Raw genomic sequence first — 18,846 nt, 5'->3', positions numbered from 1 at the left:
CTTTTTGAAATCCATAGCAGTGCTACGGGTAAGAAAAGTAATAAAACATGGGTGAATTTCAGCCATTTTTTTAGGAAATAGAAAAAGTCAAGATGAGTTCACTAAAAAAATTAGATATATATCGTAAAAAAATGATTTAGTATGAAAACATTCATCATTACCGATTTTCAATTAAAGAAACGCTACAAAGACTTTCAAAGTAAAAAGTATGTGTTGATTGGGTTAATGAGCATATTAATGTTTGGGCTATCGTGTAGTAAGCCTCAACAAAAACCAAACATCATTTTCATAATGTCCGATGACCATACCACACAGGCATTTGGTATTTATGGAAGTCGTCTTGCAGATCTCAATCCAACTCCAAATTTGGATAAGATTGCTAATGAAGGCATGGTTTTTGAAAATTGTTTTGTTACCAACAGCATTTGTACACCCAGTAGAGCTTCAATAACGACTGGTCAATACAGCCAAACAAATGGAGTACTTGATCTGGATGGTAATCTTCCTGTAGAAAGGCAATATTTGCCTCAGGAATTCAAAAAGCTTGGGTACCAAACTGCAATTATTGGCAAATGGCATCTTAAGAATGAACCTGCAGCATTCGATCACTATACCGTGTTACCTGGACAGGGCAAATACCATGATCCTACTTTCAGGGTTAGAGGTAATAAACCTTGGCCTACAAATACAATTCAAAAGTCTGGTCATTCAAGTGATGTGATTACCGATATAAGCATAGAATGGTTAAAAAACAGAAATAAAGAAAAACCATTTTTTCTTATGCATCATTTCAAAGCACCACACGATGATTTTGACTATGCTCCTAGGTATCATGAATACCTTGAAGATACATTTATACCTGAGCCAGCCAGCCTGTATGAAGCTGGGAATCATGGTTCAGTAGCTGTAAGGGGCGTTAACGATTCATTAATTCACGTTATAGGCTCTTCAGTTTCAAGAAGAAATCATATCCGACACAAAGGACAGAGATTGTGGGATCATATCACAAAATCCAATCTTGATTTTGACAAAACCAAGTACATTAACGATGATATGACAGAAGATGAGTACACTTCAGCTACCTATCAAGAGTATCTTAAAAGATATCTTAGATGTGTAAAAGGAGTTGATGATAATATTAAAAGACTTAGAGACTATCTAGAAGAGTCTGGTTTGCTCGAGAATACCATTATTGTTTATACAGGTGATCAGGGATTCATGCTAGGAGAGCATGATTATGTGGACAAGCGGTGGATGTACGAAGAATCACATAGAATGCCCTTTTTCATACGCTATCCGAAGGGCATTAAACCAGGTAGTCGAACCGATGCGATCATCAATAACGTTGATTTTGCCCCAACTCTTCTTGCTCTTGCTGGAGGAGATAAACCTGAATACATGCAGGGTAATTCTTTTGAAACAATTCTGAAGACTGGTCAAGAGCCCGAGGGCTGGCAGCAAGACACCTACTATCGATATTGGATGCACATGGCGCACAAGCATGCCAATCCTGCTCATTTTGGTATACGAACAAAGAAACATAAACTAATTTTTTACTATGGAAGATACTGGGTGGATACCGATGACCCAAATGCTCAATGGGACAAGGATAACTGGGGTAATCGCTTTTCTTTTCATACACCTCCAGCATGGGAATTTTATGACCTAACAAATGATCCAGAAGAAATGAACAACCTGTATGCTGACCCCAAATACTCTGATACTATTAAGAATTTAAAAGATCGCTTAATAGCATTGAGAGAGGAACTGGACGAAACGGATGAAAACTATCCACATATTCAGAAGGTTATCGATATGCATTGGGATAACTAGGCAGTATCTAGATATTAAAATAAATTTTCATCCATTTTATTTAACTTACTTTAGAAGTATCGTGAAAGAGAGTATTCAGCAAGGAAAGATAACCCTTGATTAGTAAATTGAACGATTGTGCTTACTTTAAACATGCTTTTAATTTGAAAGGAAAGAATTACTAAACCTGCTACTATTCTTATACAAATCGTTAGCTTTAATACTCAAAGAGAAAAACATCCCATACAGATTGATATTAGTAAAAGTGGAGATATTATAAACTGATTAAATTATAGAACAGAAATTATGAGAATACAAAAGAACTTATTATTGTTTATTACTTTAGTTCTAATAACATTTAGTGCTCGCGCTAAAAATATTGAACCTAATCAAAACTTGTTATACAAAGTGATAAATGGAGATAGTCTTTAATTTACATATATTTAAACCTCATGGGTCTATAGAGCCAACTGCAGCTATTGTATTCTTCTTTGGCGGTGGATGGACAGGTGGTCATCAACTATAATTTTATCAACAAAGTCAATACTTAGCTTCCAGAGGAATATTAGCAATAAGCGCAGAGTATCGAGTAAAGAACAAACATAATACCTCTCCATTTGATTGTGTTGAAGACGGTAAATCTCGCAACTTAATGTCCAGTCTAATATAGAAAGTCCAAGTTCAGGGTGACAACTATCGCTTTAAAGTAACATGTCCTGTAAACCTTTGCCCATCAATAACAACAACATACCAATAATCATCGGTTGGTAACAACTCATTATTAAAGGTTCCGTTCCATGAAAACGGTCTATTTCTAGAACGTTTTAAAAGCTTGCCGTATCTGTTAAAAATAGAGACTGTTGACGATAAATAATACTCAATCCCTTTTAAATCGAATGCATCATTTTCGCCATCGTTATTAGGTGTAAAATACTTAGGAATATAAAAATGTAAATAGGTTTGGGTTGTAATATGCGAGCAATTACGATCTTTTACATAAACCGTATATAAGCCACCATCTACATTAAAAAACGTGTTGTTGGATTGAAAAATGTTTCCGTTTAATGAGTACAACAAATTGCCAGTGTTTGATGTGGCATCGATAACAATTTCATTACCATCTGAAGTCACATTTTCAATTACTGGATTATCAATTTGATTAAGCTGAATGGTTTTAGTAACCGAGCAAGTACCGCTATTCACCCTAACCGTATAAGTGCCTAGGTTTGATACATTAATTTGTTCAGTTATTGCGCCATTACTCCACAAGTAAGATGTTACAATATCTGGATTTGTTGGATTAGCAGATAGGGTTATGGTGGTGTTTTCACAAAACTCTAAGGTTTCATCTGTAACAATAGGCATTTCGAAATAAGTAGCCTCTAAGGCAGTTCTTGTTGTAGATAAACAACCGCCAAGTTCAGTTTCGGCTTCGGCATAATATATCCCTGGAATACCATGTGGGTTATATATGGTGCTATTTGCTTGAAGTAAATTACCTCCAGCGGCAGCATCGTACCAATTTACTTTAACATTGCTTGCAACATTTACTCTAAGGGGTGTATTATCGTTTTCACAAGCCATTAAATCTCCATTACTTATTGGAGTATTTGGAAATGTAATAGCTCTAATTTCAAAAATCTCGGACGAAGAGTTACATGACAAGTTTGCTAAATTCACAGCATCTTCTGCCACTAAAACTCTATAAAAAGTAATGTTGTTTAAAGGTGGCGCAGTATAACTTTGGTTGTTCTCTCCAATAATATCCACCCAATTTATACCATCTGTACTTTCTTGCCATTGATAAAAATGAGATGAAAAAATAGCAAAATCTGGAATAGCTGTTAACTGTGTTGAAAAAGGAAATTGGTCTTCGCATATATATGCAATTGTGTTATTAGATGTGTCTTCAATAACCACGGTATCACCACAGGTTCTAAAAACGATATCATCAATAGCCAAATCATTACCGCATCCGCCATCGCCATTATTTAGCATCTTTAAAATCACAGAAGTTTGCGCGGATAGCGTTTGAAATACTAATGCATACTGCTCCCAATTAGGGTTTACTGTGCCACTTATACTACCTGTATCGCCTCTAGCCAATAGGTTGGTATCGGTGTTATCCCAAATTTCAAATCTTACATTTATAGGAATACCACCATTGGGGCATTGGGTTGTACTTGGCAATAAATTAATCATCCACGATGAGAACTCATAAGTTGTGTTTTCGCATAATCCACTTATTGTTGTTCTGTAAAATTCTCCAGCAGTAAAATCTGCATTAATTACAAGCATTCTTCCGTTTATATCGTTTGGAGTGTGGTCGTCTATATCATGCCAACCAAAAAAATTGGTGTTACTAGAAACGGTATAAAATCCATCATTAGGCAAACCGTTAGTAAAAGTATAACTTGTTGTTCCTACAGGTAATTGGTAGCTTGTTATTCCTGTACCAAAAGTCTCGGTAAAAATAGGGTCGCCAGAATTCCCACCACAAAATCCTAACTGCGCTTGCAACTTTAAAATTGATAGATTGAAAAAAACTAAAATTAGTATTTGGGCTTTTTTATTGATAAATTTTATTTTTAATAATTCAGATTAAATATAACAATAAAGCAAGTTATCTTAGTAGAAAATATGGTTTTTAATTATGAAATCGACTGAGATACTAAAACAAACGTTACATCGTCCATTTAATTACCCTAAACGCCCGTGGAAGTTTTATCAAGAATGGAACGAAGCTGTTTTTTTACATGGGGAAGTAAATCCTGAATTGATTACACCATATTTACCCAAAGGCATAGAATTAGAAATTATAAACGGTAAAACTTGGGTAAGTTTAGTGGCTTTTAATATGAATAATATTGGCTTAAAAAACTTTCCAAAAGCACCATACATTTCAGATTTTTTCGAGATAAACATTCGAGTTTGTGTGGTTTGTAATAATAAACCAAGTGTTTACTTTTTGAGTATGGAAAGCAGTAAACGGTCGTCTTGCAAGGTGTTAAAAAGGTTATCTAAATTTCCGTATCGGTACTCAAAAATGAAAATAAATGAGGCTAATTATAACTCCAATAATACCGAGTTTAATGATTCATTTCACATTAAATATAACCTAGACAACCTTCCTGTTAAAAAAGATAAAACCGATTTAAGGCTAACCGAACGCTATGCAGTTTTTCAGGATTATAAAAAGCACATTATTGAGTACGATGTGCATCATATTGAATGGCCTATGCAAAACATAAGTATAGAAAACCTTGAAATAAATTATACCAGATTTAACCATTTAATTAATAATAAACCTGATAAAATACATTACTCAAAAGGCGTTCAAGTTTTAACTTGGGATAAAATAAAACGTAAATTATGAAAAAAGATTTCAAACCCTATTATGCTGTTATTTTCACTTCAACACAAAACGAAGATATTGATGGCTATTCGGAAATGTCAGAAAAAATGAAAATCCTAGCAAAACAACAAACAGGTTTTTCAGGAATGGATAGCGCACGAAACACTATTGGAATTACAGTGAGTTATTGGGAAACTTTAGAGGCTATAAAAAACTGGAAACAACAAAGTGAGCATTTACAAGCCCAACAAAAAGGACGACAAGATTGGTACAATTGGTACAACGTACGAATTTGTAAAGTTGAACGCGAGTATGAATTTAATTCAAAAAAAAGCGTCATAAAATTATCTTAAAGCACATCTAAACTCAACCACTTAGAGTATATATTTTTAAGTGACATTATTAGTAAAATACATAAAACGCAACAAAATTAAATCAGCAATACTTGCTGTGCTTTTAATTGTTTATTATTTCTGTTTACCAAACCAACTTTTTAAAGATCCTACCTCAACAGTTATTACAAGTTCAAATAACGAACTATTAGGTGCGCAAATTGCTAAAGATGGTCAATGGCGATTCCCAGAAAATGATTCGATTCCAAAAAAGTTTAAAACTTGCATCGTTCAGTTTGAAGATGAATATTTTTATAAACATCCTGGGTTTAACCCAATTTCTATCTTCAAAGCATTACGAGATAATATAAAATCTGGCAAAGTAACAAGAGGTGGAAGCACTATAACACAACAAGTTATTCGCTTATCTAGAAAAGGGACAAAACGTACCTATTTTGAAAAATTTAAAGAAATACTACTCGCCACAAGATTAGAATTTAGAGATTCTAAAAACCAAATATTATCTTATTATAGTAGTCATGCCCCTTTCGGGGGAAATGTTGTAGGCTTGGATGCTGCATCGTGGCGTTATTTTAATAGAAATGCTAATGATTTATCTTGGGCAGAAAGTGCAACACTTGCCGTTTTACCAAACGCACCAAGTTTAATCTATCCAGGGAAAAACCAAGAACGCTTGCTAACAAAAAGAAATCGATTACTTAAAAAGTTATTAGAAAAAACTGTTATCGATTCTCTTACTTATAATTTATCAATTGTTGAAGGTTTACCACAAAAACCATATCCATTACCACAAACAGCACCACATTTATTACAAAAAACAACAAGATATCATTACGGAAAGCGCATCAAAACCACAATAAATTTACAGCTTCAAAAACAGGTAAATAATATTGTTAAAAATCATTACAATAAACTAAGCCAGAATGAAATTTACAACGCTGCCGTTTTAGTTTTAGATGTAAAAACTAGACAAGTTTTAGCGTATGTAGGTAATACGCCAACAGATAAAACACATCAAAAAGATGTTGATATTATTGATAAACCCAGAAGCACAGGTAGTATTTTAAAGCCCTTTTTATATGCCGCTATGTTAGATGCGGGCGACATTTTACCAAATACTTTGGTTGCAGATGTTCCAACTCAATTTGGAAACTATAACCCAGAAAATTATAAAAAAACTTATGATGGTGTTGTGCCTGCAAGTCGAGCATTATCGCGGTCTTTAAACGTACCATCGGTTAGAATGCTACAAACGTTTGGTTTAGATAGATTCCATCATTATTTAAAGGCATTAAACCTAAAAGATTTAAAGTATAATGCCAATCATTATGGGTTGTCTTTAATTCTTGGTGGCGCAGAAAGTAACTTATGGGATTTATGTAAAAGTTATGCGGCTTTGTCTTCAACCATAAATCATTTTTCTGAAACTTCTAGCGAGTATTTTTCAAATGAATTTTGCGACCCCATTTTTTTAGCTTCTGAAAACATAGATTTTAAAAAAAAGACCACAGATAAAACCTTATTTGATGCAGCTTCAATTTATTTAACTTACAACAGTTTAAAAGAAGTAAACAGACCCGAAAGTGATGAAAGTTGGGAGTTTTTTGATGGCTCGAAACAAATAGCTTGGAAAACTGGTACTAGTTTTGGGTTTCGTGATGCTTGGGCTATTGGCACTACTAAAGATTATGTTGTTGGTGTTTGGGTGGGCAATGCCGATGGCGAAGGTCGACCAGGTTTAGTTGGCGTTGAAACTGCTGCGCCTATTTTATTTGATGTGTTTGATTTGCTACCTAATAGCAATTGGTTTGCAAAACCTTTTGATGAAATGCAAGACGTTGAAATTTGTAAAGAAAGTGGACACAGAGCCTCTCAAAATTGTGCTGATACAGAAAATCGATTCATTCAAATAAGTGGATTAAAAACAAAGCCTTGTCCGTATCATGTTTTAATCCATTTGGATAAAACTGAAACGTTTCAAGTCAATTCCTCATGTGAAGATGTTAGCAATATTACACATAAATCATGGTTTGTTTTACCACCTTTAATGGCTTATTATTATAAAGCTAAAAATCCTTTTTACAAGCCGTTACCAAAATTTAGAGAAGACTGTTTAGAGGCTAATGCCATAACCATGGCATTTATTTATCCTAAAGAAAATAACAGTATTTTTTTACCAAAAGATTTTGATGGTAATACAAATGAACTTGTTTTAAAAATAGCACATTCTAAAACAGAATCTACATTGTTTTGGTATTTGAATGATACATTTTTAGGAAGCACAAAAAATATTCATGAATTTGCTATTAAACCAAAACAGGGAGAATATCTTGTTACTGTGGTTGATGAATTTGGTAATGAAGCTAAACGGCGGATAAAGATTTTGGAATAGTTTAAATACAGATTTTAAAACCTTACAGAAAACATAATTATTTTTTTACCTTAATGCTTCACTTATTAATTGAATCTAGCCAAACATCTATTTCCTAATATAAGTTTTAAGCATACTATGGTCTGATTTAAAAGTTCCTGTTTTTTTTGTTTTAATAATTTTTAAATCTTTCGATACCCAAATATGATCGAGAGAAAGTAAAGGAATATTCCAAAACCAAGTTTCTCTAAAACCATTGCCTTTTTTGTTAAACGCATGATTAAAATTAGTTTTTAAATCACTTAAATATTTAGATTCGTAAGGCACATTGAAGTCGCCTAACAAAATGGTTTTTTCTTTTATTTTAATATTTTCATTTACAAACCCTAGTTCCCATGATCGAGGCACATCTTGACTTCCTGTAATATCGATAACATAAAAATTGATATCATTTGTTTCAAAATTTATGATTGTTGAATTGTATTTGGTTGTGCTCTCTAGGTTGATTTTTATCGGTTTTTTTGAAAAAACAGCTATTTCTTCTTCTGAAAAATAAAAATGATAATCTGGGTATTCTAATTGAAGAGTTTTCATGTTATTTTTATTCAATTCAACTAAAACAAAAAGGTGTGGAATCCCTTTATTTATATTAAAAGCATCTTCAAAGTCATTATTACGTGAGGCATTCCAAAAAACAATTTCTAAATCGCTCTCTTTAATCTCTTCAGAAAGCTTAATTTTAAAGCTTCTACCTAACCATATAAGTAATAATAATAATGCTATTAATAGATTGAATTTTCTGAATTTTCTATTTAAAAAAATGGAAAGCACTAAAACGGCTAAAATAATAATTGGCAACGGAAATGAGTAATATAACAGCGAGCTTTGGTAACTATCTTCTTTATAAATAAAGTGAATAGCCAAAAACGCTAAAATAATTGCTACGTTTAAAAAGAGATATAAGGCTCTAACTATTTTTAACATTATCTTAATTGAAAGCCTTTAGCAGCCCACCAAGGATGTATTTCAATTTCTAATCGACCTGCTTTTACCATAGGGTCTGATTTGGCTAAGCTATCTGCCAACTTTAACGTTGGCACATTGTAAATAGTAATACCTCGTATATCGCCATCATCTCCAAATGAGCCAGAAATATCGGCATAGCCTAACTCGTACATTTTGCTTAAATGTGCTAAATGTGCTTTTTGTAAATCGGCTGCTTCTTCTTCGTTTTGTCCTCTAATTGGTCCGCGTTTTAAAAAAACCATAAAATACTGTTGCATTAAAATGGTATCGTTTGTTTTTTTATCAACATAATCAAAAGTTTTAAAGCCTCTTGCTGTGAGCTCTTCTTTTAGCTGCCTAGCGGATTTTTTAACGGGTTCTTTTATTTCGACTTCGACTATAGAGTCTATAGGCTCAACTACCGTTTCGGTTATAGTTTCTTTTACTTCTTTAACTAATGTTTTTGCATCTTCTTTACATCCTATAAAAACTAATATAATGATGTACGTTAAAACTGTTTTTTTCATAATTGCCAGGTTTTATAGGGTTGTTTACTTAATTGTGAATTGTAATATTTTATATTTCCGGTAACTTCTTCTCCTAACCAATCTGGATTTTTAAAGCTTTCGTTTTCATTTTGCAATTCGACCTCAGCCATAATTAATCCTTCATTATCTCCAAAAAATTCATCAATTTCAAAAATATGACTTTCAACTTTTACCTCATAGCGCATTTTATCAATAATCCCTTTTTCGCATAGTTTAAAAAGCGATTCTGCATCCTGTTTAGAGATTTCTTTTTCCCATTCAAAACGCGATAACCCATTAGTTGATGATTTTCCTTTAACAGTCAAAACACCTATATCGTCTTTTAATCTTATCCTAACGGTACGCTCTGGATCTCGATTTAAAAACCCTTGAATAATTCGTGTACTTTTAAAAGCTAGGTTTTTAAAATTGTTTGAGGTTACTAAAAACTTACGTTCTATTTCTATCATTAATTATTAAATAAGCATTTTAGTAAATATAATTAAAAGGCTTTAAATGCCTAAATTTACATTATGTCTACGGATTTACCAATTAGAAAAATTATCCATGTAGATATGGATGCCTTTTATGCCTCTGTTGAGCAATTGGATAACCCTGATTTAAAGGGCAAACCATTAGCTGTTGGTGGAGACGGCAAGCGTGGTGTGGTTAGTGCAGCAAGTTACGAAGCCAGAAAATTTGGCGTAAAAAGTGCCATGGCTGGGAACTTAGCGGCAAAATTATGCCCTGATTTAATTTTTGTGCGACCACGTTTTGAACGTTATTCTGAAATTTCTAAAAAAATTAGAGCCATTTTTTATGATTACACAGATTTAGTTGAACCGCTTTCTCTTGATGAAGCTTACTTGGATGTTACTGATAACAAAAAAGGAAATCCGAGCGCATCCTTAATTGCCAAGGAAATTAGGGAGCGTATTTTTAACGAAGTTGGCTTAACTGCATCAGCCGGTATATCCATCAATAAATTTATTGCAAAAGTAGCGAGTGATTACAATAAACCTAACGGACAAAAAACCGTAAATCCTGAAGAAGTTTTAAGCTTTTTAGAGCAACTAGATATTCGGAAGTTTTATGGTGTTGGTAAAGTAACTGCCGAAAAAATGTACCAAAAAGGCATTTTTACAGGATTGGATTTAAAGCAAAAATCTTTAGAATATTTAGACTCTAATTTCGGGAAATCTGGTAGGTATTATTATTACATTGTTCGTGGGATTCAAAATAGTGAGGTAAAACCAAATAGAATTAGAAAAAGTCTTGCTGCCGAACGTACATTTAGTGAAAACCTATCGTCTGAAATTTTTATGTTGGAAAAATTAAAACATATTGCCGATGAGGTTTCAAGACGTTTAACTAAAAGTAAAGTCGCAGGAAAAACAGTAACTCTGAAAATAAAATACAGTGATTTTACTTTGCAGACACGAAGTAAAACACTGCCTTATTTTATTAGTGATAAAAGTATGATTTTGGATACTGCCAAGGATTTATTATTCCAAGAAAAACTGAATAATTCGGTTAGATTATTAGGTATATCTTTATCAAACTTAAATACAGAAACTAAGAAAAAACCTGAGCAAAAAAGTGTGAGTGTACAGTTGAGGTTTCAGTTTTAACGCTAAACTAATTTGCTATAAATAAATGTATTAAAAACTACACGTTTCAATCTCTGTAACTCGTAAGGTGTTTACCATACCTCTATCTTTTATTGGCATTGCTGCTAAACTTATTAGCATATCACCAACATCTAAATAGCCTTTTTTGCAGGCAATAGCATTTACATCTTCAATGGTTTCGTCTGTGCTTACAAACTTATCGTAATAAAAAGCTTTAACACCCCAAAGTAAACTAAGTCGTGTTAAAATACGCTTGTTAGATGTAAAAACTAATATGTGAGATGATGGTCTCCAAGCCGAAATTTGAAACGCTGTATACCCACTATTTGTTAATGTAGAAATAGCTTTAGCGTTAATTTCGTTTGCCATATTTGCAGCATGATAACATATCGATTTTGTAATGTAACGATTGGTACGAATATGTGGTGGCAGTTGTGGAACTTTTATCAAATCTGAGTCTTCTACACTTTTTAAAATGTTTGCCATTTGTTTAATAACCTGAATGGGATAGCTTCCAACAGAAGTTTCGCCAGATAACATTACGGCATCGGCACCATCCATAACCGAGTTTGCAACATCATTGACCTCGGCTCTAGTTGGGGTTAAACTTGAAATCATGGTTTCCATCATTTGGGTTGCAATAATTACTGGTATTCTAGCTTTTTTAGCACGTAATACTAATTGCTTTTGGATAAGTGGAACTTCTTGAGCAGGTACCTCGACCCCTAAATCACCTCGGGCTACCATTAAACCATCGCAATGCGCTACAATTTTATCGATATTTTCTACCGCCTCTGGTTTTTCTATTTTAGCAATTATCGGGATTTTATGTTCGCTGTGTTTGCTAATTAAATCGCGTAACTGCATTAAATCTTCGGCATGCCTTACAAATGATAAAGCAATCCAATCTACATCTTGACTAATAGCAAAAATGGCGTCTTCAATATCTTTTTCAGTTAAAGCAGGTTGAGAAATATTGGTATTAGGTAGATTTACTCCTTTTTTAGATTTTAATGGACCACCTTGAATAACGCGTGCTTTTACTTCTGTTTTTTTGTTGGTAGAAACGACTTCGAAAATTAATTTCCCATCATCTAAAAGTATACGTTCTCCTGGTTTCGCGTCTTGCGGAAACCTATCATAAGTCATATAAACACGTTCTTTAGTGCCTTCAAAACGCTCGCCTGTTGCAAATATTATTTCGTCGCCTTCATTTACAACAACTTCCTCTTTCATAACGCCTACACGTAGTTTTGGACCTTGTAAATCTGCTAAAATCGCTGCTGTATAACCAAACTCCTCGTTTAGTTCGCGTATCATTTTAATACGTGCTTCTACATCTTTATAATTGGCATGAGAAAAGTTAATTCTAAATACATCTGCACCTTCTTCAAGCATTCCTTTTAAAACATCTTTTGTGCTTGTAGCTGGACCTAATGTGGCTACTATTTTGGTTTTTTTTCTTATTGGCATTAGCTAAAAATTAAATTGTCTTTGGATTTTAGTTGGTTAACATCTACACTAAAAGCAGTTACAACTTGTGGAATATTTAAAATATGACTTAAAATATAGGCTTCTTTACTAAAATTATTGTCGTTATCTATTTTTAAAAAATAGTTTACATCTTTATATTCTGATATTAAATTAAATGTTTTTGTAATGTACTCCTGTGTACTAAATAATGACTGCTGATTATTTTGTGGCAAAGTTTCTTGAGTTTTACAAATATTTGATACTAAATTCCACGTTGTTAATTGTTTATTGTCTTTCCATTCAAAAATTGAATAGGCTGATTTATCTTTTTTACAATCTAAATCTGATGGTTTTCTAACTAGGTTTATTCCTAAATGCTTGTTAAGAAGATAGGCTAGTCTATAATCTTCAATTGTGCAATGAATTGCTATTAAAGTATATAGCGCCTCTTCAAAAACATCATCTAAAACAAGTTTTCGAACAGCCATAACTTATTGTTAAAAGTGGTAAATATAATATTTTAAATAGTTAGTTTAAATATGTTTATCCTATTCTTAACAATAAATAGAACTAAAACGTTGTAGTTAATTTGATTTAAAAAAAGTCCTTTTTCACATCATTTTAGACATACTATTTTGAAACGCGAAAAAAGCACGCTTTGAAGCTTTTTCTTCTGCTTTTTTCTTTGAAGTTGCTCGTGCTTTAGCTATTACTTTTTCGTTAATTGAAAGTTTTACCGAGAAATGCCTAACATCATCATTACCAGTATCTTCATATACATGATATCCAAAAGTTTTCTTTTCTTTTTGGCACCACTCTATTAATAAGCTTTTATAACTAATAACTTTACCTTCTAAGGTTTCTATATCAACATAAGGAATTATAACGCGTTTATATATAAACTTTTCGCAGTATTTATAGCCTCTATCTAGAAAAATAGCGCCTACTAAAGCTTCAAATAAATTACCATGAATATTATCTCCAAATTGACCTGTAGGGATTTTGCTTTCAACCAAGTCTATTAAATTAAGTCCTTTTCCCAACTCATTTAAATGCTCTCTACTAACAATTTTAGAACGCATTTTAGTTAAATAACCTTCGTCTCCACTAGGAACTTCAATATATAAGTGTGATGCTATTACAGAGCCCAACATAGCATCGCCTAAAAATTCTAAGCGTTCGTAATTTATAGCATTGCCTTTACTATCTTTTATGTTCATTGAACGATGTGTAAATGCTGTACTATAAAATTTTATTTTCTTTGGCTTAAATCCAAGAATCTTAGTTAACTGCATAAAAAAATTCCCGTTGCTTTTAAAACGGGAATTTAATATGTTACGAATGTTTTTCATCTGATGATTAATATTTTTATTAAAGTGTCAGATGTAATAAACCAGGGTTCATAATAATGTAAAATTTAATTTTATCGTTATGGTTTATTTCATTCGGGATTCTGTCTATATTTTCTTGAATAATACACAAGCGTTGTGTCCGCCAAATCCAAATGTATTACTCATAGCTACTTTTACATCTCGCTTTTGAGCCTTGTTTAGTGTTAAATTTAATTCTGGATCAATGTTTTCATCTGCAGTAGTATGGTTAATTGTTGGCGGTACAATACCGTGCTCCATTGCCAATATAACCGATATAGCTTCAATAGCTCCTGCTGCACCTAACAAGTGCCCTGTCATTGATTTAGTTGAATTAATATTTATATTTTTTGCATGACTACCAAATACTTTAGAGATGGCTTTAAGTTCTGCCACATCTCCTAAAGGTGTTGATGTGCCGTGAGTGTTTATGTGATCTACATCTTCAGGCTTAAGTCCTGCGTCTCTTAAACAATTTTTCATTACCTCAACAACGCCAATACCTTCTGGATGTGGTGCCGTCATATGATAAGCATCAGAAGATAAACCGCCTCCTGCTACTTCGGCATAAATTTTAGCGCCTCTAGCTTTGGCATGCTCGTACTCTTCTAAAACTAAAGCGCCTGCGCCTTCGCCTAAAACAAAACCATCTCGGGTTCCGTCAAAAGGTCTAGATGCTGTTTCTGGACTTTCGTTTCTGGTAGATAATGCATGCATAGCATTAAAGCCACCCATACCAGCAATGGTTACTGCTGCTTCGCTTCCTCCAGTTACTACAACGTCGCAATACCCCAAACGAATTGAGTTTAAAGCATCGAACATTGCATTAGCCGAAGATGCACAAGCAGAAACTGTTGTGTAATTTGGCCCCATAAAACCGTGTTTTATAGAGATGTTTGCAGGTGCAATATCTGCAATCATTTTAGGAATAAAGAAAGGATTAAATCTTGGTGTGCCATCACCATCAGCGTAGTTTAATACTTCTTGCTGAAAGGTTTCTAAACCACCAATACCTGCTCCCCATATAACACCAACACGCAATTTGTTTAACGTATCAATTTTTAAGTTGGCATCTGCAATAGCTTCATCTGATGCTATCATAGCATACTGCGCAAACTTATCCATTTTACGAGCCTCTTTTCTATCAAGAAAATCAGTTGCATTAAAGTTTTTAACCTCGCAAGCGAATTTGGTTTTAAACTTTTCGGTATCATAATATGTTATAGGCGCAGCACCACTTTTACCACTAATTAAACCTTCCCAATATTTATCTTTGGTATTGCCAATTGGTGTTAAAGCCCCTAATCCTGTGACTACAACGCGCTTTATTTCCATAAATTTTTAGTGCTTATTTTGCAGCTTCTATATAAGATATAGCTTGACCTACTGTTGCAATGTTTTCAGCTTGATCGTCTGGAATTTGAATATCAAATTCTTTTTCGAATTCCATGATTAATTCTACAGTGTCTAATGAGTCCGCTCCTAAATCGTTAGTAAAGCTAGCTTCTGCTACAACTTCATTCTCATCTACCCCTAATTTGTCTACGATAATCGCTTTTACTCTTGATGCAATGTCTGACATAATTTTTTAATTTTAAGTTTTAATTAAGTGGCAAAAATAAAAAACTTTATTTTAAAACAACCTTTTAGTAAAAAAATGTGTTGGTAATTTACTAAAATTACTTTTAAGTATTTCTATTTTCCCTTCTAATTGTTAATAATTATTCTTTTTTTTGTTTGAATAATATAACATTGATTATCTGTAAAATGAAATGAGCTTATGAATTTTGCTGAACATTGTGGTAATTTCGATTTACGAATTACATCTGACATTAATTTTAAAATAAAAACCAACAGATGAAACGTATTGTAATTTTTGCGTCCGGAAGTGGTACTAATGCTGAAAATTTAATTAAGTTTTTTCACAACAGAGATAATGCTTCTGTTATTCAGGTATTAACTAACAATCCTCATGCCAAAGTTTTAGAGCGCTGTAAAAAACTAAAAGTTAGCGCGTTGTCATTTAACAGAATAGCTTTTACTAAAACGGATAATGTTTTAAATATTTTAAAAGCATCTAACCCAGATTTAATTGTATTAGCTGGGTTTTTATGGAAATTTCCAGAAAACATTCTAAATGCTTTCCCCAACAAAGTTATTAATGTGCACCCTGCGTTATTACCAAAATATGGAGGGAAAGGCATGTATGGAATGAACGTCCATAAAGCTGTTGTTGCTAATAATGAAACTGAAACAGGTATTACTATTCATTATGTAAACGAACATTATGATGAAGGGGCTATTATTTTTCAGGCAAAATGTGAGGTAAATGAAAATGATTCAGCTGAAGATATTGCTGCAAAAATTCATGAATTGGAGATGGAACATTTCCCGAAGGTGGTTGAACGGTTACTTAAATTCTAAATTTAAAAAAACTAAAACCCAAAGCAATTAGTGCTAATTCGTAAAATTCGTGTTAAAAAATAATTCATGTCAAAAAAGGAAAAGAAATATTACACTGTTTGGAAAGGACACAACACAGGAGTTTTTGAATCTTGGGATGATTGTAAAGCTCAAATAAAAGATTTTCAAGGTGCACAGTACAAATCATTTTTAACCTTTGATGCCGCAAAAAAAGCTTTGAAAGGTAATTATAAAGACTACATTGGTAAAACGGCTAAATTTAAAAGTGAACTTTCTGAAGTTCAATTAAAAAAAATAGGACAACCTAATTATAATTCTATTTCGGTTGATGCCGCTTCAAGTGGAAATCCAGGAAAAATGGAGTACCGAGGTGTTGATACAAAAACAAAAAAACAACTTTTTATTCAAGGCCCTTTTGAAGAAGGCACAAATAATATAGGTGAATTTCTAGCTATTGTACATGGGTTAGCTCTTCTTAAAAAAAATAATAGTGATAGGATTCTTTATACCGATTCTAGAACAGCTATAAGTTGGGTTAAAAAGAAAAACTGTAACACCAAATTAGCTCGAACTGATAAAAACAAATCGCTTTTTGAGCTTATTGATAGAGCTATTGATTGGCTGAGGAATAACAACTACAAAACCGTTATTGTAAAATGGGAAACTAAAGCTTGGGGAGAAATTCCAGCAGATTTTGGGAGGAAATAATTATTGACGCCATTTAACCCAAAGCGTTACAACTGGGTTATTAACATTTACATTCCCGTCATTATTAATCCTAACATTAATATAATTCCCAGCAGAAAAATCTACATTTAATGCTGTATTTGTTGCTTCAGCCGCTGCAGTAGTTATAGGTGTACTAGAAATATTTGCATTTCCAGTTCTAACTTGAATATCAAATTGTTTAGCTTGAGCACCACTATTATCGTTAGTTCTTACTGTGGCATGTATAATTGTTCCATTAAATGGCATACGATATCCAACTCTATTATTGGTAACATTTCCAGCAGTCTTCATGGGCGTATTATCAACATTTCCGTTTCTGCCAAATGGTAAAACAAAAACTTCAACACTTAACCACTTATCTCTAACATCATCATACATGTATAGCTTGTATCCATTTGTTGCATCTCCAATAACAGCCAATTGACCTTCTGCAGAACCTGTTGGTACAGCTTGAGTATTTAACTCTAGTGCAGGAAGATTTACATCAGATGACACATCTACTTCCAAATGTGCACTTGGTGATGTTGTTCCAATACCAACTTGAGAAAACACTGAATCAGTAAAAAAGAAACACAATAATATTGATAGCGGTAAAGCTTTTATATATTTCATACAATTTTTTTAATAACAACAATTTACATGTCTAAGACACATAATCTTTTCAAAAGTCACATGAGAGCTCTCCAAAACAAGAAAAACACTGAAGTAATAAAGAATTATTTATATAGTATTTTGGGGGTAAATAATTCTATCTCTAACTTTTAACCTTCATCAAGAGAAACAAAAAAATTTCAAAAAATATATTCTTCAAATAGTACTTAAAAGGCTTATATTTGCAAAAAATGTTAATACCATTTCATGGGTAAATTAGTAATTGTAGGCACAATGGCTTTTGATGCTATTGAAACGCCTTTCGGTAAAACCGATAAAATACTTGGTGGTGCTGCTACTTTTATTAGTCTTGCTGCCTCTCATTTTAATGTAGATGCCACTGCGGTTTCAATTGTTGGTGGCGATTTTCCTCAAGATTATCTAGATTTATTATCAAACAAAAATATTAACCTTTCAGGAGTTGAAATTGTTGAAAACGGCAAAACGTTTTTTTGGAGCGGACGCTATCATAACGATATGAATTCTAGAGACACCTTAGCTACCGAGTTAAATACACTTGCTGATTTTAATCCTGTAGTTCCAGAAAATTATAAAGATGCTGAAGTGGTTATGTTAGGGAATTTACATCCTATCGTTCAATCTGGTGTTTTAGATCAAATAACAACTAAACCAAAAATGGTGATTTTAGACACTATGAATTTTTGGATGGATTCTGCTTTAGATGATTTGCATAATGTTATAAAACGTATTGATGTAATTACTATAAACGATGAGGAAGCAAGACAGTTAACAGGCGAGTATTCTTTGGTTGTTGCTGCACGAAAAATTCATGAAATGGGGCCAAAATATGTCGTAATTAAAAAAGGTGAGCATGGCGCATTGCTATTCCACAACGACCATGTGTTCTACGCTCCAGCTTTACCCCTTGAAGAAGTTTTTGATCCTACAGGAGCTGGCGACACTTTCGCTGGAGGATTTGCAGGTTACATTGCAAAAACAGGAGACACATCATTCGAAAACATGAAAAACGCAGTAATATACGGTTCTACATTAGCATCATTTTGTGTTGAAAAGTTTGGAACAGAACGTATGGTAAACCTAACAAGTGAAGAAGTACATAAACGATTATTGCAGTTTAAACAACTAACGCAATTTGATATTGAATTAACATAAACTAACGCGCT

General features: G+C 33.0%; 18 protein-coding genes. 8 read left to right on the top strand and 10 right to left on the bottom strand.

Translation table 11 applies throughout. The annotated features are described in order from the left end of the window. Positions 1-141 precede the first annotated feature (141 nt). Positions 142-1,833 carry a sulfatase family protein gene (locus tag L3X37_RS02960; protein WP_439654826.1) on the top strand — a complete coding sequence of 564 codons (1,692 nt, stop codon included), beginning with the start codon at positions 142-144 and terminating at the stop codon, positions 1,831-1,833. A gap of 672 nt (positions 1,834-2,505) precedes the next feature. Here the strand turns inward: L3X37_RS02960 and L3X37_RS02955 are convergent. Next, a complete protein-coding gene (locus L3X37_RS02955) occupies positions 2,506-4,332 on the bottom strand; it encodes a T9SS type B sorting domain-containing protein (protein ID WP_237238687.1) in 1,827 nt (608 codons plus the stop codon). Between the two features lie 133 nt (positions 4,333-4,465). On the opposite strand from L3X37_RS02955, the gene L3X37_RS02950 reads away from it, so the two are divergent. Genes L3X37_RS02950 through pbpC form a run of 3 tightly spaced genes read left to right on the top strand, consistent with a single transcriptional unit; the run spans position 4,466 to position 7,912 of the window. Continuing rightward, positions 4,466-5,188, top strand: coding sequence for a YqjF family protein (locus L3X37_RS02950; RefSeq protein WP_237238686.1), 723 nt, complete (start codon positions 4,466-4,468; stop codon positions 5,186-5,188). Further along, entirely contained in the window at positions 5,185-5,520 is a 336-nt protein-coding gene (locus L3X37_RS02945; RefSeq protein ID WP_237238685.1) for an antibiotic biosynthesis monooxygenase family protein, read from the top strand. The genes L3X37_RS02950 and L3X37_RS02945 overlap by 4 nt, the downstream gene beginning before the upstream one ends. A gap of 40 nt (positions 5,521-5,560) precedes the next feature. Then, the gene (gene pbpC / locus L3X37_RS02940; protein ID WP_237238684.1) at positions 5,561-7,912 is read left to right on the top strand and encodes a penicillin-binding protein 1C; all 2,352 of its coding nucleotides are present in this window, start codon (positions 5,561-5,563) and stop codon (positions 7,910-7,912) included. An 87-nt stretch (positions 7,913-7,999) separates the two neighbouring features. Here the strand turns inward: pbpC and L3X37_RS02935 are convergent, their stop codons facing one another. Genes L3X37_RS02935 through L3X37_RS02925 form a run of 3 tightly spaced genes read right to left on the bottom strand, consistent with a single transcriptional unit; the run spans position 8,000 to position 9,893 of the window. Next, positions 8,000-8,875, bottom strand: coding sequence for an endonuclease/exonuclease/phosphatase family protein (locus tag L3X37_RS02935; RefSeq protein ID WP_237238683.1), 876 nt, complete (start codon positions 8,873-8,875; stop codon positions 8,000-8,002). Beyond that, complete coding sequence (locus tag L3X37_RS02930) at positions 8,875-9,423, bottom strand: YciI family protein (RefSeq protein WP_237238682.1); 549 nt, start codon at positions 9,421-9,423, stop codon at positions 8,875-8,877. Before L3X37_RS02930 ends, L3X37_RS02935 begins: the two co-directional genes overlap by 1 nt. Next, positions 9,420-9,893: a CYTH domain-containing protein gene (locus L3X37_RS02925; RefSeq protein ID WP_237238681.1), complete on the bottom strand. Its 474-nt coding sequence runs from the start codon at positions 9,891-9,893 to the stop codon at positions 9,420-9,422. The genes L3X37_RS02930 and L3X37_RS02925 overlap by 4 nt, the downstream gene beginning before the upstream one ends. Positions 9,894-9,956: 63 nt before the next feature. Here L3X37_RS02925 and dinB point away from each other — a divergent pair, with 63 nt between their 5' ends. Continuing rightward, positions 9,957-11,054, top strand: coding sequence for a DNA polymerase IV (gene dinB / locus L3X37_RS02920; protein WP_237238680.1), 1,098 nt, complete (start codon positions 9,957-9,959; stop codon positions 11,052-11,054). A 30-nt stretch (positions 11,055-11,084) separates the two neighbouring features. On the opposite strand, the gene pyk is transcribed toward dinB, so the two are convergent. The 5 genes from pyk to L3X37_RS02895 all read right to left on the bottom strand — a co-directional run bounded on the left by pyk (position 11,085) and on the right by L3X37_RS02895 (position 15,479). Further along, on the bottom strand, positions 11,085-12,527 hold the full coding sequence (pyk, locus tag L3X37_RS02915) for a pyruvate kinase (RefSeq protein ID WP_237238679.1): 1,443 nt from the start codon (positions 12,525-12,527) through the stop codon (positions 11,085-11,087). Beyond that, a complete protein-coding gene (locus L3X37_RS02910; protein WP_237238678.1) occupies positions 12,527-13,015 on the bottom strand; it encodes an IPExxxVDY family protein in 489 nt (162 codons plus the stop codon). The genes pyk and L3X37_RS02910 overlap by 1 nt, the downstream gene beginning before the upstream one ends. A 123-nt stretch (positions 13,016-13,138) precedes the next feature. After that, positions 13,139-13,879 carry a ribonuclease III gene (gene rnc / locus L3X37_RS02905; protein WP_237238677.1) on the bottom strand — a complete coding sequence of 247 codons (741 nt, stop codon included), beginning with the start codon at positions 13,877-13,879 and terminating at the stop codon, positions 13,139-13,141. 105 nt (positions 13,880-13,984) lie between these two features. Next, entirely contained in the window at positions 13,985-15,232 is a 1,248-nt protein-coding gene (gene fabF / locus L3X37_RS02900; protein WP_237238676.1) for a beta-ketoacyl-ACP synthase II, read from the bottom strand. A gap of 13 nt (positions 15,233-15,245) precedes the next feature. Then, the gene (locus tag L3X37_RS02895) at positions 15,246-15,479 is read right to left on the bottom strand and encodes an acyl carrier protein (protein ID WP_076698750.1); all 234 of its coding nucleotides are present in this window, start codon (positions 15,477-15,479) and stop codon (positions 15,246-15,248) included. Between the two features lie 275 nt (positions 15,480-15,754). Here L3X37_RS02895 and purN point away from each other — a divergent pair, with 275 nt between their 5' ends. Together purN and L3X37_RS02885 are read left to right on the top strand one after the other, a co-directional pair. After that, positions 15,755-16,321: a phosphoribosylglycinamide formyltransferase gene (gene purN / locus L3X37_RS02890; RefSeq protein WP_237238675.1), complete on the top strand. Its 567-nt coding sequence runs from the start codon at positions 15,755-15,757 to the stop codon at positions 16,319-16,321. Positions 16,322-16,387: 66 nt separating this feature from the next. After that, on the top strand, positions 16,388-17,029 hold the full coding sequence (locus L3X37_RS02885; protein ID WP_237238674.1) for a ribonuclease H1 domain-containing protein: 642 nt from the start codon (positions 16,388-16,390) through the stop codon (positions 17,027-17,029). Here L3X37_RS02885 and L3X37_RS02880 read toward each other — a convergent pair whose 3' ends face one another. Beyond that, positions 17,030-17,662: a hypothetical protein gene (locus tag L3X37_RS02880; RefSeq protein ID WP_237238673.1), complete on the bottom strand. Its 633-nt coding sequence runs from the start codon at positions 17,660-17,662 to the stop codon at positions 17,030-17,032. 246 nt (positions 17,663-17,908) lie between these two features. Between L3X37_RS02880 and L3X37_RS02875 the strand changes: the two genes are divergently transcribed. Then, complete coding sequence (locus L3X37_RS02875) at positions 17,909-18,835, top strand: PfkB family carbohydrate kinase (RefSeq protein ID WP_237238672.1); 927 nt, start codon at positions 17,909-17,911, stop codon at positions 18,833-18,835. The last annotated feature ends 11 nt before the right edge of the window (positions 18,836-18,846 follow it).

Origin of the sequence: Wocania arenilitoris (assembly GCF_021728535.1) — a bacterium.
GTDB classification, from domain to species: domain Bacteria; phylum Bacteroidota; class Bacteroidia; order Flavobacteriales; family Flavobacteriaceae; genus Wocania_A; species Wocania_A arenilitoris.
Note: the sequence above shows the minus strand (reverse complement) of the source record. Positions and strands in the feature narration are given on the sequence as shown.

Coding starts and splice junctions, on each gene's coding strand:
- L3X37_RS02960 (WP_439654826.1), top strand. CDS start 142: ATGAAAACATTCATCATTACCGATTTTCAATTAAAGAAACGCTACAAA.
- L3X37_RS02950 (WP_237238686.1), top strand. CDS start 4,466: ATGAAATCGACTGAGATACTAAAACAAACGTTACATCGTCCATTTAAT.
- L3X37_RS02945 (WP_237238685.1), top strand. CDS start 5,185: ATGAAAAAAGATTTCAAACCCTATTATGCTGTTATTTTCACTTCAACA.
- L3X37_RS02935 (WP_237238683.1), bottom strand. CDS start 8,875: ATGTTAAAAATAGTTAGAGCCTTATATCTCTTTTTAAACGTAGCAATT.
- L3X37_RS02930 (WP_237238682.1), bottom strand. CDS start 9,423: ATGAAAAAAACAGTTTTAACGTACATCATTATATTAGTTTTTATAGGA.
- L3X37_RS02925 (WP_237238681.1), bottom strand. CDS start 9,893: ATGATAGAAATAGAACGTAAGTTTTTAGTAACCTCAAACAATTTTAAA.
- dinB (WP_237238680.1), top strand. CDS start 9,957: ATGTCTACGGATTTACCAATTAGAAAAATTATCCATGTAGATATGGAT.
- pyk (WP_237238679.1), bottom strand. CDS start 12,527: ATGCCAATAAGAAAAAAAACCAAAATAGTAGCCACATTAGGTCCAGCT.
- L3X37_RS02910 (WP_237238678.1), bottom strand. CDS start 13,015: ATGGCTGTTCGAAAACTTGTTTTAGATGATGTTTTTGAAGAGGCGCTA.
- rnc (WP_237238677.1), bottom strand. CDS start 13,879: ATGAAAAACATTCGTAACATATTAAATTCCCGTTTTAAAAGCAACGGG.
- fabF (WP_237238676.1), bottom strand. CDS start 15,232: ATGGAAATAAAGCGCGTTGTAGTCACAGGATTAGGGGCTTTAACACCA.
- L3X37_RS02895 (WP_076698750.1), bottom strand. CDS start 15,479: ATGTCAGACATTGCATCAAGAGTAAAAGCGATTATCGTAGACAAATTA.
- purN (WP_237238675.1), top strand. CDS start 15,755: ATGAAACGTATTGTAATTTTTGCGTCCGGAAGTGGTACTAATGCTGAA.
- L3X37_RS02885 (WP_237238674.1), top strand. CDS start 16,388: ATGTCAAAAAAGGAAAAGAAATATTACACTGTTTGGAAAGGACACAAC.
- L3X37_RS02880 (WP_237238673.1), bottom strand. CDS start 17,662: ATGAAATATATAAAAGCTTTACCGCTATCAATATTATTGTGTTTCTTT.
- L3X37_RS02875 (WP_237238672.1), top strand. CDS start 17,909: ATGGGTAAATTAGTAATTGTAGGCACAATGGCTTTTGATGCTATTGAA.